Source organism: Virgibacillus ndiopensis (assembly GCF_900187325.1).
Lineage (GTDB): Bacteria > Bacillota > Bacilli > Bacillales > Amphibacillaceae > Virgibacillus_E > Virgibacillus_E ndiopensis.
On sequence record NZ_FZMZ01000004.1, the window covers coordinates 573,246 to 588,447 of the forward strand.

General features: G+C 37.0%; 12 protein-coding genes and 1 tRNA gene. 3 read left to right on the forward strand and 10 right to left on the reverse strand.

The genetic code is table 11. The annotated features are described in order from the left end of the window. Positions 1–150 precede the first annotated feature (150 nt). The 10 genes from odhB to CS937_RS05255 form a co-directional block, all read right to left on the reverse strand. Entirely contained in the window at positions 151–1,410 is a 1,260-nt protein-coding gene (gene odhB / locus CS937_RS05210) for a 2-oxoglutarate dehydrogenase complex dihydrolipoyllysine-residue succinyltransferase (RefSeq protein WP_099157400.1), read from the reverse strand. Further along, positions 1,397–4,261, reverse strand: a complete 2,865-nt coding sequence (locus CS937_RS05215) for a 2-oxoglutarate dehydrogenase E1 component (RefSeq protein WP_099157401.1) — start codon at positions 4,259–4,261, stop codon at positions 1,397–1,399. Before CS937_RS05215 ends, odhB begins: the two co-directional genes overlap by 14 nt. Positions 4,262–4,844: 583 nt before the next feature. Continuing rightward, positions 4,845–5,318, reverse strand: a complete 474-nt coding sequence (gene trmL / locus CS937_RS05220) for a tRNA (uridine(34)/cytosine(34)/5-carboxymethylaminomethyluridine(34)-2'-O)-methyltransferase TrmL (protein WP_099157402.1) — start codon at positions 5,316–5,318, stop codon at positions 4,845–4,847. Positions 5,319–5,361: 43 nt separating this feature from the next. Further along, positions 5,362–6,213 carry an amidase domain-containing protein gene (locus tag CS937_RS05225; RefSeq protein WP_099157403.1) on the reverse strand — a complete coding sequence of 284 codons (852 nt, stop codon included), beginning with the start codon at positions 6,211–6,213 and terminating at the stop codon, positions 5,362–5,364. Between the two features lie 69 nt (positions 6,214–6,282). After that, positions 6,283–6,570 (reverse strand): DUF5316 domain-containing protein, encoded by a 288-nt coding sequence (locus CS937_RS05230; RefSeq protein WP_099157404.1) that lies wholly within the window; start codon positions 6,568–6,570, stop codon positions 6,283–6,285. A gap of 57 nt (positions 6,571–6,627) precedes the next feature. Further along, a complete protein-coding gene (locus CS937_RS05235; RefSeq protein WP_099157405.1) occupies positions 6,628–7,143 on the reverse strand; it encodes a methylated-DNA--[protein]-cysteine S-methyltransferase in 516 nt (171 codons plus the stop codon). Between the two features lie 24 nt (positions 7,144–7,167). After that, positions 7,168–8,313: a tRNA epoxyqueuosine(34) reductase QueG gene (queG, locus tag CS937_RS05240; protein ID WP_099157406.1), complete on the reverse strand. Its 1,146-nt coding sequence runs from the start codon at positions 8,311–8,313 to the stop codon at positions 7,168–7,170. A gap of 21 nt (positions 8,314–8,334) precedes the next feature. Next, positions 8,335–10,044: an ABC-ATPase domain-containing protein gene (locus tag CS937_RS05245; RefSeq protein WP_099157407.1), complete on the reverse strand. Its 1,710-nt coding sequence runs from the start codon at positions 10,042–10,044 to the stop codon at positions 8,335–8,337. 156 nt (positions 10,045–10,200) lie between these two features. Continuing rightward, positions 10,201–10,274: transfer RNA gene (locus tag CS937_RS05250), tRNA-Gly, on the reverse strand. 405 nt (positions 10,275–10,679) lie between these two features. Further along, positions 10,680–11,369, reverse strand: a complete 690-nt coding sequence (locus CS937_RS05255) for a Crp/Fnr family transcriptional regulator (RefSeq protein ID WP_099157408.1) — start codon at positions 11,367–11,369, stop codon at positions 10,680–10,682. A 175-nt stretch (positions 11,370–11,544) separates the two neighbouring features. Between CS937_RS05255 and dat the strand changes: the two genes are divergently transcribed. The 3 genes from dat to CS937_RS05270 all read left to right on the forward strand — a co-directional run bounded on the left by dat (position 11,545) and on the right by CS937_RS05270 (position 15,113). Continuing rightward, positions 11,545–12,420 (forward strand): D-amino-acid transaminase, encoded by an 876-nt coding sequence (gene dat, locus CS937_RS05260; RefSeq protein ID WP_099157409.1) that lies wholly within the window; start codon positions 11,545–11,547, stop codon positions 12,418–12,420. 94 nt (positions 12,421–12,514) lie between these two features. Continuing rightward, positions 12,515–13,021 carry a DNA topology modulation protein gene (locus tag CS937_RS05265; RefSeq protein ID WP_099157410.1) on the forward strand — a complete coding sequence of 169 codons (507 nt, stop codon included), beginning with the start codon at positions 12,515–12,517 and terminating at the stop codon, positions 13,019–13,021. Positions 13,022–13,115: 94 nt separating this feature from the next. Next, positions 13,116–15,113 (forward strand): S9 family peptidase, encoded by a 1,998-nt coding sequence (locus CS937_RS05270; protein ID WP_099157411.1) that lies wholly within the window; start codon positions 13,116–13,118, stop codon positions 15,111–15,113. The last annotated feature ends 89 nt before the right edge of the window (positions 15,114–15,202 follow it).

Here is a 15,202-nt window from a genome sequence, read left to right on the forward strand (position 1 = left end):
AATCAACATTTACTATAATATTCGCTTTTAGATAAAATTGCAATAGAAAATACTGCTTTAAAGTGATTTACAAATGAGATTTACTCGAAAAAGAAACCTCGCATTGACAGTATCCCATCAAAGCGAGGTTTCTATTAATTCCTACTTATATTATCCTTCTAACAATAAATCATATGGATCTTCTAGCAATTGTTTAATACGTACTAAGAATTGTACAGCTTCTTTTCCGTCAACAATACGATGATCATATGACAATGCCAAGTACATCATTGGGCGAACTTCAATTGAGTCATCAGGCATTACCATCGGACGTTTTTGAATGTTATGCATACCTAGAATACCAACTTGTGGAGCATTTAAAATTGGCGTAGAAAGCATAGAACCAAATGTTCCACCATTTGTAATTGTAAACGTACCACCTTGTAGGTCTTGCATTGTTAACTGTTTATCTTTTGCTTTTACACCAAGGTTACCAATTTCACGTTCAATGCCAGCAAAATCTAGACGATCCGCATCACGGACAACTGGAACTACTAATCCATCATCAGTTGAAACTGCAATACCGATATCATAGAATTTTTTCAATACTAGCTCGTTACCTTGAATTTCTGCATTAAGTAGTGGGAATTCTTTCAAGGCACCAACAACTGCTTTTGTAAAGAATGACATAAACCCAAGTTTTACATCATGCTTTTTTATAAAGTTTTCTTTACGTTGACTGCGGAGGTTCATAACTGCTGTCATATCAACTTCATTAAAAGTAGTTAGCATTGCTGCTTCATGCTGTACTTCAACAAGACGATTAGCAATTGTTTGACGGCGACGAGTCATTTTCACACGTTCAACTGGTTTGTCAAACTCCGTTTTCTCGGCCTTCTTAGGAGTTTCTTGTTTAGCAGGTTTTTCTGCTTTTTTATCACTTCCACCTTTAGACGCTGCTTCCACATCCTCAGGACGAATTCGACCTAATGGGTCACGTGGACTTACTGTACTTAAATCAATATTTAGTTCGCGAGCACGTTTTCTAGCTGCAGGTGATGCGATAACATCTTGTTTGTTATCTTCTTTAGCTTCTTGTTGTTTTTCTTCTTTTTTAGGTGCTTCTTTCTTCTCTTCTTTTGGAGCTTCTTTTTCTTCTGCTTTTGGCTCTTCCGTAACATCGCCACCAGCTTCACCGTTCTCATCTACTTTTGCAATGACGTCGCCTACTTCAACATCATCGCCTTCTTGTGCAACAATTTCCACAATAACACCAGCGTGGTCAGCATTAACTTCAACATTTACCTTATCAGTTTCAAGTTCTACTACTGGGGCACCTTTTTCGATTTTATCACCTTTTTTTACAAGCCACTCGGCGATTGTACCTTCTGTGATGGACTCTGCTAATTCTGGAATTTTAATTTCTTTCACTGGAATCTCCTCCTTTTGTCTGATTTATAGCTCCACGTATAATTTGATTTTGTTCTGTCTTATGCACATTTGGTTCTCCAACTGCTGGGGAAGAACGATCAGGCCGACCAATATATCTGAGCGTTTGACCCTCTCCTAATAAATCTCTTAAGTAATCATCAACGAAGTTCCATGCACCCATGTTTTTTGGCTCTTCTTGAACCCAAACAACTTCTTCTAAGTTAGGAAGTTCTTTTATAACTTTAGCTAATTCTTCTTTAGGGAATGGATAGATTTGTTCAAGACGCATTGCTCGTAACCAATCCAATTTCTCCTCGGATTTATCAATCGCTTCTTCAATATCTACCATTATCTTACCACTACCGATTAACAAACGTTTTGCATTCTTCTTACTAACTTTTAAGTTAGGCTGTGAACGTAACGCTTGAAAATTCCCTTCCGAAAACTCTTCTGCCGCTGAAGCAACACGCTGATTACGCAACAGACTTTTCGGTGTCATTAAAACTAGTGGCCTTGCTTCCTCACGACCACGCATTGCTGCTTGTCTACGGATTAAATGGAAGAATTGGGCTGATGACGTTACATTTGCCACAATCCAGTTATTTTCCGCTGCCAATTGTAAATAACGTTCTAAACGTGCACTTGAGTGCTCTGGTCCTTGGCCTTCGTAACCGTGTGGCAAAAGCATTACCATATTTGACTTTTCGCCCCACTTCGCACGAGCTGCTGCAATAAATTGGTCAAATATAACCTGTGCTGCATTTGCAAAGTCACCGAATTGCGCTTCCCAAATAACTAATGTATTGGGAGACTGTACACTATACCCGTATTCATATCCCAATACTCCCGCTTCAGAAAGTGGACTATTACGAACATCAAACGATGCTTTAGCGTCATCTAAACCATGCATTAAACAATAAGAGTCGTTTGTGTTCACATCATGTAATACTACATGACGATGTGCAAATGTTCCCCGTTCGGAATCCTGTCCAGTTAAACGAATAGGAATACCATCTTGTAATATAGAAGCATAGGTTAGTGCTTCACCTGCACCCCAATCAGCTTTATTACCTTCTTCTAAAACTTTTTCACGACGCTTTAGGATTTTCTCAAGTTTTTTAAAGCCGATAAATCCTTCTGGACGTTTTGTTAAGCCTTTATTTAAAGCTTTCAATTGTTCTAGAGGTACAGCTGTATCAAACTGGTCAAGACTATTCGTTAATGCTTTAGGCATACCCTTAGCCTCTGCTTCACCAGTATTATTTTCCTTCATACTATCGTAAATGCCACGTAAGTTTTCTTCAACTTGCTCTTTGATCTTATCAAAGTCAGTATTTTCGATTATGCCATTTTCCTTCAATACTTCTGCAAATACATTAGCTGCAGTAGGATGATTGTCTATATCCTGATAGAGTTGTGGTTGTGTTGTTCTTGGTTCATCCATTTCATTATGACCATAACGACGATACCCTACTAAATCAATAAGAAAATCTTTATGGAATGTTTGACGGTATTCATAAGCTAGTTTAATTGCAGAAACGCATGCCAATGGATCGTCTGCATTTACGTGAATAATTGGAATTTCAAAACCTTTTGCTAAGTCACTAGCATAACGAGTTGACCTACCATCCTCTTGGTTTGTTGTATAACCAACAAGGTTATTCGCAATTATATGAAGTGTTCCTCCGGTATTAAATCCTGGTAATCCACTTAAGTTTAACGTCTCAGCAACAACGCCTTCGCCAATAAACGCTGCATCACCATGAATTAAAACACCAAATGCTTTATTTAAATCCTGTTTTGGATAACCTTTATCTGAGCGGTCATCCTGTGCTGCTCGTGTAAATCCTTCTACAACTGGATTAACAAATTCTAAGTGAGATGGATTGTGTGCAAGCGTAATACGAGTTGATACTTCATCGCCTTCTCGAACATCTTTTGTTGCACCAAAGTGATATTTCACATCCCCAGTCCAACCGTAATTAATCCCTGTAGAACCTTCTGAAGGAATTAATTCCTTATCTGGTGAATGGTGAAATTCAGAAAATATTTTATCAAATGGTTTACCTAAAACGTGGGCTAACACACTTAGGCGGCCACGGTGGGCCATTCCCATCATAATATGTTCAATTTTGTCATTTGTCGCGTGCTTAACAATTTGGTCAAGCATTGGAACCATGGCTTCTAAGCCTTCAATAGAAAAACGCTTTTGCCCGACAAATGTTTTTTGTAAAAATCCTTCAAAACCTTCTACATGGGCAAGACGTTCCAATAGTTGTTTTTTTTCTTCATTTGAAAATGATAAGTAAAGTTTACCGGATTCAATTCGCTCTAATAACCATTTACGTTCATCATCATTATTAACATGATCATATTCAAACGTTATTGTTCCAGCATAATATTTTTTCAATTGTTGAATAACATCATATCCATTATCTACACCATTCGGAGCTTCCTCCCATAACCATGATGCAGGTATGTTCTTTAATTCTTCATCAGATAGTCCGTACGATTTCGGATCGACTAACCCCGACTTACGATTTTTATCGCGCCCAACTGGATAAATATCAGCTTCCAAGTGTCCATAACGACGAATAGCCTCAACAAGTTTCATCGCTGAGGTTAGTTTTTTAACATCGTTTATAGAAGTTGTGTTTACTGATGGTTGCACTGCACCGTTTGTCTGGTACATCCAGTCAGGGGCTCCATGTTCATCAAAAATATCTTTTAAAGATGAATCAATAGCTTCTGGATCCTCTTTGTACAAGTCATATTGTTCTTCAATATATCCCATGTTTGGACCATGAAATTTACTCCAGAATCTTATGCTCGATTCTTCATTCTGTGCCACGTCTTATACCCCCATTAGAAGTTAACTTTCTCCGTTTAGAACGGTTATTTTCAATCCAGTATCCATTATAGAACTGTCGAATGACTTCATCAACTAATATACCCTATTTTATGTGTATAAACAATAATGTGTATAGTCTTTTGAGATGAAAAATATCAAATAAGAAAAGTCAAAAAAATGGAAGCGTTTTTAACAATAAAATCGTATTTGTGACATTTTGGCAATTTATCGTACTAATAGTTCACATTCAGAAATTTTTTCGGTATAATGAGGACATAATAATAGAAAAGAACTTTTTACATATAGACACAAAAGCGGAGTGACTGTTTAGTACGATGTTGACTTAACGAGAGAAGTTAATCAGTCGCTAAAGCCGAACGTGGCTGTTTATGTTGTTCATTTACCTTAGCAATACATTTTTAAATTCATATGATTAAGGAGGCAACACATATGGGATTAGCATTATTAATGGGAGTAATTGTTGTATTTATCGTATCTATGTTTACATCAGGATATGAAGCAAAACCAGGTAAACCAACAAAACAATAATAACAAAAAAGCTGACTTACAAGAGTCAGCTTTTTTATGTCAATTTTGGAAATGATTGTTGTCGTAAGGCCTCATAAATTAGTATTGCAGCTGTATTTGATAAATTTAATGATCTAACCTTGTCATTCATATGAATCCGTAAACACTTGTCCTCTTTTCCAACTAATAATTCTTTTGGAATCCCGTTTGTTTCTCTTCCAAAAACAAAGAACAAATCTTCATCAGTATTACTATAATCATAATCCGTGTAATATTTTGTACCGAAGTTTTCAATGTAATAAAAATTTCCATTTGGGTATGTATCATATAATTCATCGATTGAATCATACTCACGAATATCTACATGCCTCCAATAATCAAGCCCTGCCCGGCGAACCATTTTATCATCAGTTGAAAATCCTAGTGGGTGAATTAAATGAAGTGTCGTATCGGTTGCCAAACAGGTTCGTGCAATATTTCCTGTGTTTGCCGGAATTTCTGGTTGAAATAAAACAACATGTAAACTCACTATTCATTCTCCTTACTATGTTAATACGAAATTCATTATACCACTACTCACCGATTCGAAAAAACTTATACTTAATATTTGGTGTATATGCGGTTGAATCTTCGTATGACCAATAACGATTCCTGCTGTTTGACGTATGCGCATTTACTAGTGGCATTCCATAAGCATCTTTGGCAACGACTATTGTATTATGATTCCACCGGCCATCCCCTTCAAAGTCATAACAAATAACATCACCTGGGATAAGATCACTGGCTTCTTGCATTTCTTTCCCTTTCAAACCTCTAGTAGAACCACTTAAATACCAGCGAAGTGAATGTGCTACCGCCCAGCTATAACTCCAATTGTCCTGTTGGTACCACCAACCACGCCCTCTGTTTGGTGCCCCCCACATTGGAGCACCCCCTGCACGAAGACATTGGGAAATATAATTTGTACAATCCACTTCAAATTTATGATAAGCTGGATTATAGCTATTCCACCAACGTTCAGCGTACCTTACTGCTGCTAAACGATCATAACTAAAGCGCGATTCTTGTATATCACGATAATCGTTTGAAGAAAATGTATCATTCTTTTTAATTTGATCAGGTTCTGGTTTTTTCAGTTGAAAATGTTCTATTATGTTTCCTTTTTCCAATCTAAATTGAAACGGCAGTACTTGTTCTTCTAGGTAAAATTGATCCTTCTGTTTCATTAATAGTGATAAATGGAGTAAATAGTGATACGTGGATTTATTATCATAGCGAAGTTCTTGAAATACATGTCCATTCCCCTTTATCCTACTAATCTCTATACCCCGCTCTTCGCATAGTGCGTTTTTTCTATCCCACCAATCGTTTTTATAACGATCCGATTGAAAAAAATCCAACCACAAATCTGTTAATTTTTTCATAAAAAATCCCCTCCATTAGAAGTATATGGAGAGAAGGATTGTCTCAATGTTTTCTAATTTCTAAAAATGTTACGCTATAAGCAAAAGTACACCCACTGCAAAGTTTGGTAATGCTATAGCACCTGAAATTAAAAGTAATTTTTGCCTTTTACTACGATCTTCTTTCGTTTCTGTATGGAAATTTGCTTGGATTTGATTTCCGCTAATAAAAGCGCCCCCGACAAGACCACCAATTGCGAAAAAAACGAGTCCAATTCCCATCGCGATAGAACCAAATAATTCTGTATTCTTTGTAAAATATCCTAAAACTAATAGTAATAAAGCAACACCAAACGCGACTGAAAATGTTTTTTTCATTTTGGAATCTCCTCTCATTCATTATTACGAAAGAACATTCCAAAAAGATTCACAACCTTATCTTTGTTCATGTCTCAACAAATATTCTTTTTTATCCAGTCCTCCGTTATAACCAACCATTTTACCATTTGTTCCAATAACACGATGACAGGGAACTACAATTGAAAAAGGATTTTTATTAACGGCCCCACCAACCGCACGGATTGCTTTTGGATTTCCAATCGTCACCGCAATATCCTTGTATGATTTGGTCTCGCCATATGGAATAGTATCATATAACGCCTGCCAAACCTTTTTCTGAAAAGGCGTTCCATAAAAAGTAAACTCAAAAGAAAATTCCCGGCAATCATTTTTAAAATAGGATTGCAGTTCCATTTTAACGAGTTCTACTTTTTCTGGCATATGTTTAAAAACAGGATTGGCAAAATGCCGTTCTGACCAATTATCCAATTGTGATTTTAAATTATCTATACTGCCATAATCAATCCTGACTATTTTCTCCCCATTACTAATAATCATCAATGGACCAACAGGCGAGTTCATTTCATCATAGTACAGCATTGTATTTTTCATATTTTCTACCTCTTTCCCAAAGCATTATGTGGCCGAAACCTTTTTTTGATTTTCCAATCCTTTTTCCAATTCAAATAACACTTGGGTATCCTGTTCTTTTTCCATTGCACCTTTTATCGCTTCAAAAGCTTTTTCAGTTCCAATCTTCCCTAGCGACCATGCAGCTGTTCCACGGATCACAGGACGTGGATCATTATTCATAATACCAATAAGATCCTCTACTGCCGTTTCATCCTTAAAATGGGCAAGAGCGATAATGGCATTTCGTTGAAGCGGCTTCTTCCCACGCCACGAACCTGCTATATGGCCAAAAGTATCTTTGAATTCACGATTAGAAATTTTAAGCATTGGCTTTAATTTTGGCTTGGCGATTTCAGGCTCTGGTTCAACTTCTGGATGAAAATGAAAATCCATTTTTTTATTCTTTGGACAAACTTGCTGACATGTATCACAACCATATACACGATTTCCCAGTTCCACACGAAACTCATCAGCCAAAAACCCTTTTGTTTGGGTTAAAAATGACAGACAGCGCTGTGCATTCAATTGCCCACCTTGTACAAGCGCCCCTGTCGGACAAGCATCGAGACATTTTGTACAATCCCCACAGCTATCTTCAACTGGAGAATCCGGTATAAACGGTATATTCGTAATTAATTCACCCAAATAAACATACGAGCCAAACTCTGGAGTAATAATTGCACAATTCTTTCCACTAAAACCAATACCAGCACGTTCAGCAACGGCACGATCCGAGAGTTCACCAGTATCCACCATTACTTTATTTTTGGCATCAGGTACTTTTTCTTGAATAAACCTTGCCAATTTTTCTAATCGCTCTCGTAAGACTACATGGTAATCCGTTCCCCATGAGGCCCGACAAAAAATTCCTCGTCGATTTTCCTTGGTACCTTTTGGTGCGTTCTTAATACGTGATGGATAAGCAATTGCTATAGAAAGGATTGATTGCGCTTCGGGTAATAGCCTTCCTGGTTCAGTCCGTTCCTCGATTGTGCCCTTTTCAAATCCCGATTGAAATTTTAGCGTCTGTTGTCGTTTAAGTCGTTCTTTTAATTCACTAAAAACATCGGCGGAGGCAAAACCAATTTTATCGATACCAATTTCTTTACTGTATTCAATAATTTCTTGTTTAAGTTGTCCCGTGTTCATTGATTTTGCCTCCTTTAATTATCAATATAGCTGGGTTACGGTTAATGTCCTAATCCTATTCAACACAGCTGCTATTTCATATTTCCTTGGTCTTGCAATATCTCCAGGGTGCTGGTTTGGAAAAGCTGCAAACGATGCTAGCCCCTCTTTTTCAATTTTTGTCTCAATTGTATTTAGCAATTTATTTAATGAACTACTATTTTGTATGCCGTTCGTTCGGTCCAAATACTGGATAATTTCTGCAATCATTCGAGTTTGTGATTCATCTACCAACTGCTCGGTGCTGGTGAATGAAATATCGGTTTTTCCCATGATAATTTTGGTTAGTCCTTTTGCTTGTGTTTTCGCTCGCTTACCCTTCTGCGTTTGTAAGCTATTTTGCGCAAGCTTACGTCGTGTTATCTCACCAAACTCTTCTATAGTAGTCGAGTCACGCTCCATCGGAAATTTTTCCATAATAGATTTAGCTTGTTTTGTTACATTCTTTGGTACATATTCTCCCATCATAAGCACATCATCTGCAACTGCAAAATAATCACCAGAACCGCCCATGACAAGAATAGTCGAAACATCAAGTTGATCTCGCATTTGCTTAACTTTATCAATAAATGGCGTGATAGGTTCCTGTTCTTTTTTTACAAGCTGCTGCATGCGATGGTCACGAATCATGAAATTTGTTGCACTCGTATCTTCATCAATAAGTAATGTCGTCGCACCGACTTCAAGTGCTTCCATTACATTCGCCGCTTGTGATGTACTGCCACTTGCGTTTTCAGTTGAAAAAAACTGTGTATTTTGCTTATGTGGCAAATTAGAAATAAATGGTGAAATATTAACCCCCGTAATCTTTCTACCATCTTCAGCGCGAATTTTAACTGCATTTAGATTTGTTAAAACAAACTCACGCCCGTCTCCTTTTGTATGCGGATAAACACCACGTTCAATTGCCTGTAAAACAGTACTTTTCCCGTGGTAACCACCACCTACAATAAGTGTGATTCCTTTTTTTATCGCCATACCTTTTAGCGGTTCTGTCCTATGTGGTATGGCGACTTCAACTTCATTTTCTTTTGGGCTTTGAAAAGGAATTGCCTGCTGCATTGGACGATTACTGATTCCACTTTCCCTCGGTAAAATGGAGCCATTTGCTATAAATGCAATCCAATTATTGTCATACATCTCTTTATGAATTGCTTGTTGCTGATCAGCCAGTTGAACAGCACTTTCAATTTCTCGATCTGTAATCGTAAAAATTGACTTTTCTACAATAGAAGGAATCAGCTGACTCAATAATTTTTCCGCTTCCCGACCATTAATTCTTCGTCCATTTGCCGGAAGACCAATAGAAATACATGTCGTAATTGTTGATGAGTCAATTTGTACCGCACTTCTTTCAATAACTTCCTGACCTGGTTTATCAAAAAGAACTGCACCACTTTTACCCGATCCTTTTACTTGAAATTTAACATTATCAACTGCTTTTCCAACAAAGCGTGCAATAGCATCTTCTGTTGCTGTTTTTCGATAATAATTTTCCATCCATTCCTTTTTCAGTGGTCGTTTTTGTTGCGGGATAACAACGCGGATTTTTGACGGAGTGGCGAACGGATCTCCCTGAACATAATCTATATATAAGTTAAATTTATTATAAGCGTAATAGCCTTGGATACTTTTATAAGCTTTATAGCCTTTTCCATCTATTTGTTTCAGTAACTGCATAAGTTTTTTCATATAAATCCCTCAATTTTAATTATTTCTTCTTAAAGAATACTATCAAGAAACCCAACAATTCAAGCGAAGTAAAATTTGTTTTAGTAACGAAATAAAATAAAAACGCAACGCCCCGTAAAATTTAGTTACGAAACACTGCGTTAAGACATATGTATATGGAGCGGGTGATGAGAATCGAACTCACATCATCAGCTTGGAAGGCTGAGGTTTTACCACTAAACTACACCCGCAAATAAAATTTAATTATTTTTTCAACGTGCTTTTTATTATAACAACATTATTCTAATTAATCAATAGAAAAATGTCGATTTTTTTATTTGGCTCATTTCGCATAATTTCATTGCTATTTATAGAAACTGTGACATAAATTTTATCTTGGACTACCGTTCCGGAAATACACTACGCGCACCAAAAGCTCGCAATGAGAACCCGAAGTAAGTAATTTTCTCACGAGGATGACACCAGCCACCCTAAAGTGCGCTACTACCCGGAGCGGAAATCACATTACTGTTACGTTGCTGTTTTTATTAAATACTATTTACCATGTGAAAAATTAGCAACCTTCTATAAATCAGCATGTTTAATTTTTATAAATAATTTCATTGAAGGGCTGGTTTTCTGACGAGGTATAACCCTTATATTACACAGTTTTCGACACCGCATCTATCACAAGCTAGCATTTTCTTGAAGTAAGCTATGTCTTTAATTAGAAAATATTTGCTATCATTCCCTATAACTCCTTGCCCTTTCCATTTATTCACGATTCTGCTAACTGTCTCTCTGGAAATACCGATATGTTTACTAATATCCTGTATTAAGACTGCTTCTGTAATTCGAATACCAGTTGGTGTAACAACTCCATACATGTTTGCATAACGAATAAAGATAGAAGCAACAGCACCTTCTGAACCAAACAATAAAAAGTCACGGATCTTTGCTTTGCTTGCTTCTAATGATTCAGCAACCCATCTTGTAAAATGCAACCCGAGCTTACCATTCTGAGCAAGAATAGATTCCATTTCACCTTTTTCGATTACATATAATGTACTGTCCATTGTAGCTTGTGCCGAATTGGAGTAGCAATTTCCGCTAAAGATACCTACTTCACCAAAGCCATCTTGTGCACCACGAATAAAAATGGTTAATTCCTTATGTGTTCCAATCTCTTTAAACATACGAATTTCACCCTTATGAATAAAATATAAATAATCTGCAGGGCTACCCTCTTGAAAGATAAAATCATATTTTTTTACAAATTTTCGTTTTGAATTGGCTAGCAACATATCATAATCATACAAGTCTATCCGTTGTAGTAATGGCTCCACTCCATCACATCCTCTTCTTTAAACTAATACCATTATATATTGCCTTCCAAACTATTTCTGTGATTTTAATCACATTCTAATGAAAATAATTGTAAAAATTTTTACACAAGCAGTCCATTTACAAGGGGGAAAGGAAGTTATAAAATAGGCATAAGCTTTTTTAGGAGGCGTCATAATGTCTATTTACCCAATCATGTTATCACAAACAAAATTTGTTCATCGCGATAATATTAACTATCCTTTTGAAGAACGTGGATTACAGTTCGGGGATGGCGTGTATGAAGTGATTCGTATCTATAATGGAAACTATTATTTACTTAACGAACATGTAACACGTTTATTTCGCTCTGCAGAAGCGGTAAAAATTAATCTACCGTTTACGAAAGAAGAGGTTAGTAAATTATTAGCCGAATTAGTAGAAAAAAATGATATTACCACAGATGCAAAGGTATATCTTCAAGTTACTCGTGGATCAGCACCAAGAGACCATGTCTTTCCAAATAATGTTGAAGCAAATGTGTATGCGTATGTGCAGCATCTACCAAGAAATTTGGATCTTTTAAAAAATGGAGTATCAACCATAACCCGTCGAGATACCCGCTGGGAAAATTGTTATATTAAAAGTTTGAATCTACTGCCAAACGTTCTGGCAAAGCAAGAAGCAAAAGAACAAGGATGCTATGAAGCAATTTTGCATAAAGATGGTTTTGTCACCGAATGTAGTGCATCGAACGTCTACCTAGTTAAAGATGGAAAAATTCATACCCATCCAATTAGAAAGAATATTTTACATGGTTGTGTAAGAATGAGCGTTGAAAGATTTGCTACTGATCTGAAAATACCTTTTATAGAAGAAGGATTTTCAATTGATGATATTACGACCGCAGATGAAATATTTTTAACAAGTAGCACATCCGAAATTATGCCAATTGTCCAGGTCGACAGTAACCTTATAGCAGACGGTAAGCCTGGTAGCATTACAAAACAACTTCAAGCAGCATATGAGGCAGATGCACATATCTCCTCTACTAAAAAAGTAATTGTTAACTAAAAAAATGCTCCTCATGCAGGAGTATTTTTTTTTGCGTGAATTTTTCTGAATGTTATGTTAAAATATTGCTTCCTATTATAAAAGGGAGGACATTATGAGGAAAATTTTAATTATTGGCGGTAGCGGAGCAGGAAAGTCAACATTAGCTAGACAGTTGGGGGATATTTTACATATTCCAGTCTATCATTTAGACTCCATTTTTTGGAAACCCGGATGGCAATCAATTGAACGTGATGATTTAATCTCAGAACAACGAAAAATTGTCCAGAATAATACTTGGATTATCGATGGAAATTATAGTACCACAATCGATATTCGATTGAATGAGGCGGACACAGTTATTTTTCTCCATTATAAAACAATTCGCTGCCTGTACGGAGTCGTTAAGAGACGCATTCAGTACCATGGGAAAACACGTCCCGACATGGGGCAAGATTGTCCTGAGAAGCTAGATTTTGAGTTCCTTCAATGGGTATACCAATTCAACAAGAAAAAAACTTCAAACATTTATAAAAAATTAAACCAACTGCATAATATAACAACTCACATATTTACGAACCCGAAGCAAACACGAGATTTTCTCACCAATTTAAAACAATAATTCTTAAAATTTTTATCATTCTAATTGATTCGTAACTCGAAATAGTTTAGAATAGATAAAACTTGAAGTCTATTTATACTTGGAGGTCTTGTTCATGACAAATTCAAAACGTGCTTTGACAGTAGAAGATTTAACGAAAATTGCAGTTTACAGTGATCCACAATTTGCACCGAACGGGGAATCCTATGCCTTTGTATCGACAACTGTAAATGAAGCTAACGAATACCAATCACAACTCTTTTTACAAACAACTACTGACCAGCCACAGCAATGGACATTTGGTAATAACAAAAACAGTCACCCTCGTTTTTCTCCAGATGGTAATAGTATTGTTTTTCAGTCTACAAGAAGTGGTATCATGCAGCTTTGGATAGTACCTAGAAATGGTGGTGAGGCACGTCAGCTTACTTTTTTCAAGCATGGCGCTGCTAATCCCGAATGGTCAAAAGATGGTAGGTATATCATTTTCACGGCTGAATTGGATGCTGGTGATCATGTACAAGAACAAAAAGAACAATCAAAAGAAGAACGTCAAAAAGAGAAAGAACAAAAAGCAAAAGAACCCGTTATAATTAATCGACTAAAACATAAATCTGATGCAAAAGGATTTCATGATCATAAAAAGGCTCAATTGGTGCTGTTTGATGTTAAAGAGAACACCTTCACACAACTGACATCAGAGAATTCAGATCACAGTTACGAGGATATTTCTCCTGACGGGAATCTTGTGTTGTTTTCAGCCAACCTGGAAGATAATGCCGATTACAAAAATACCAATGACCTTTTCCTATTAAATCTATCCACTAAAGAGGTTACAAAATTGACCAATGGAAAAGGTTCTTATGGCCACGCCAGCTTCTCTCCAAGCGGAAAGAAAATTTCTTGCTTCGGTCATGAATATACATATAGTGGCGCGACATTGAGTGAGTTGTTTGTATTTGAGGTTGCAACAAGTGAAAGAACATGCTTAAGTGAATCTATTGATATGCAGCTTGGTGATGTAATGATCGGCGACACCCGCATGGGTCAATCTACAGTAGGACCGATTTGGTCTAAAAATGAGGAAAAATTATATTTCATTGGAACGGACTACGGCGCAACAGGACTTTATCAAGCAGATCTGAATGGAAATATTAACGTGCTATACAAAGATAATAATCATGTCTTTGGATTTTCTTATGATGAAAACAAGGATACGTTCATTTTAGGAATAAGTACCCCAACGAATCCATGCAACTTTTATCAGTTTAAGAATTCCCAATTAACGCGATTAACTGATGCCAATGCAGAGCTTTTAGCTGAGGTGACACTGTCTGAACCAGAAACAGTTACAGCTGCCGCAGAAGATGGCTGGGAAATTCAAGGCTGGCTTTTGCACCCATATGGTTTTGAAGCAGATCAAAAGTACCCATTTATATTAGAAATTCACGGCGGACCACATGCAATGTACGGCCAGACATTTTTCCATGAATTGCAATTACTTGCGGCTAAAGGATATGTAGTCTTGTACACAAATCCCCGTGGAAGCCATGGGTATGGACAGGAATTTGTTGATGCATGCCGTTCAGACTATGGTGGTAGTGACTATACCGATCTAATGTCCGCAGTTGATTACGCACTTAAAAACTATGACTTTATCGACAAAGATCGTCTTGGTGTAACCGGAGGAAGCTATGGTGGTTTTATGACAAACTGGATCGTTGGTCACACAAATCGCTTCAAAGCTGCCGTTACTCAACGTTCAATCAGTAACTGGTTAAGTTTTTATGGTGTCAGTGACATTGGGTACTTCTTCACCAAATGGGAGCTTGGCCAAAACCTATTAGAAGACCCTACTAAACTATGGGAATTTTCCCCGTTAAAATATGTTGAAAACGTTGAAACACCCTTATTAATTGTACATGGGGAACAGGACATGCGCTGTCCTATCGAGCAGGGTGAGCAATTGTTTGTAGCGCTAAAGCATTTGAAAAAAGACGTTGAATTTGTTCGATTCCCTGGTGCAAATCATGAGCTTAGCAGAAGCGGAAATCCCGAGATGAGGATGGCCCGCTTAAATCATATTTGCGGATGGTTTGAGAAATATTTATAAAGGTTTAGTGGCTGACGTATAATACGTCAGCTTTTTTTTGTGTGGACTTCGTACTCCTTACCTCCCTATCCCTAATAAAAAATAAGCAG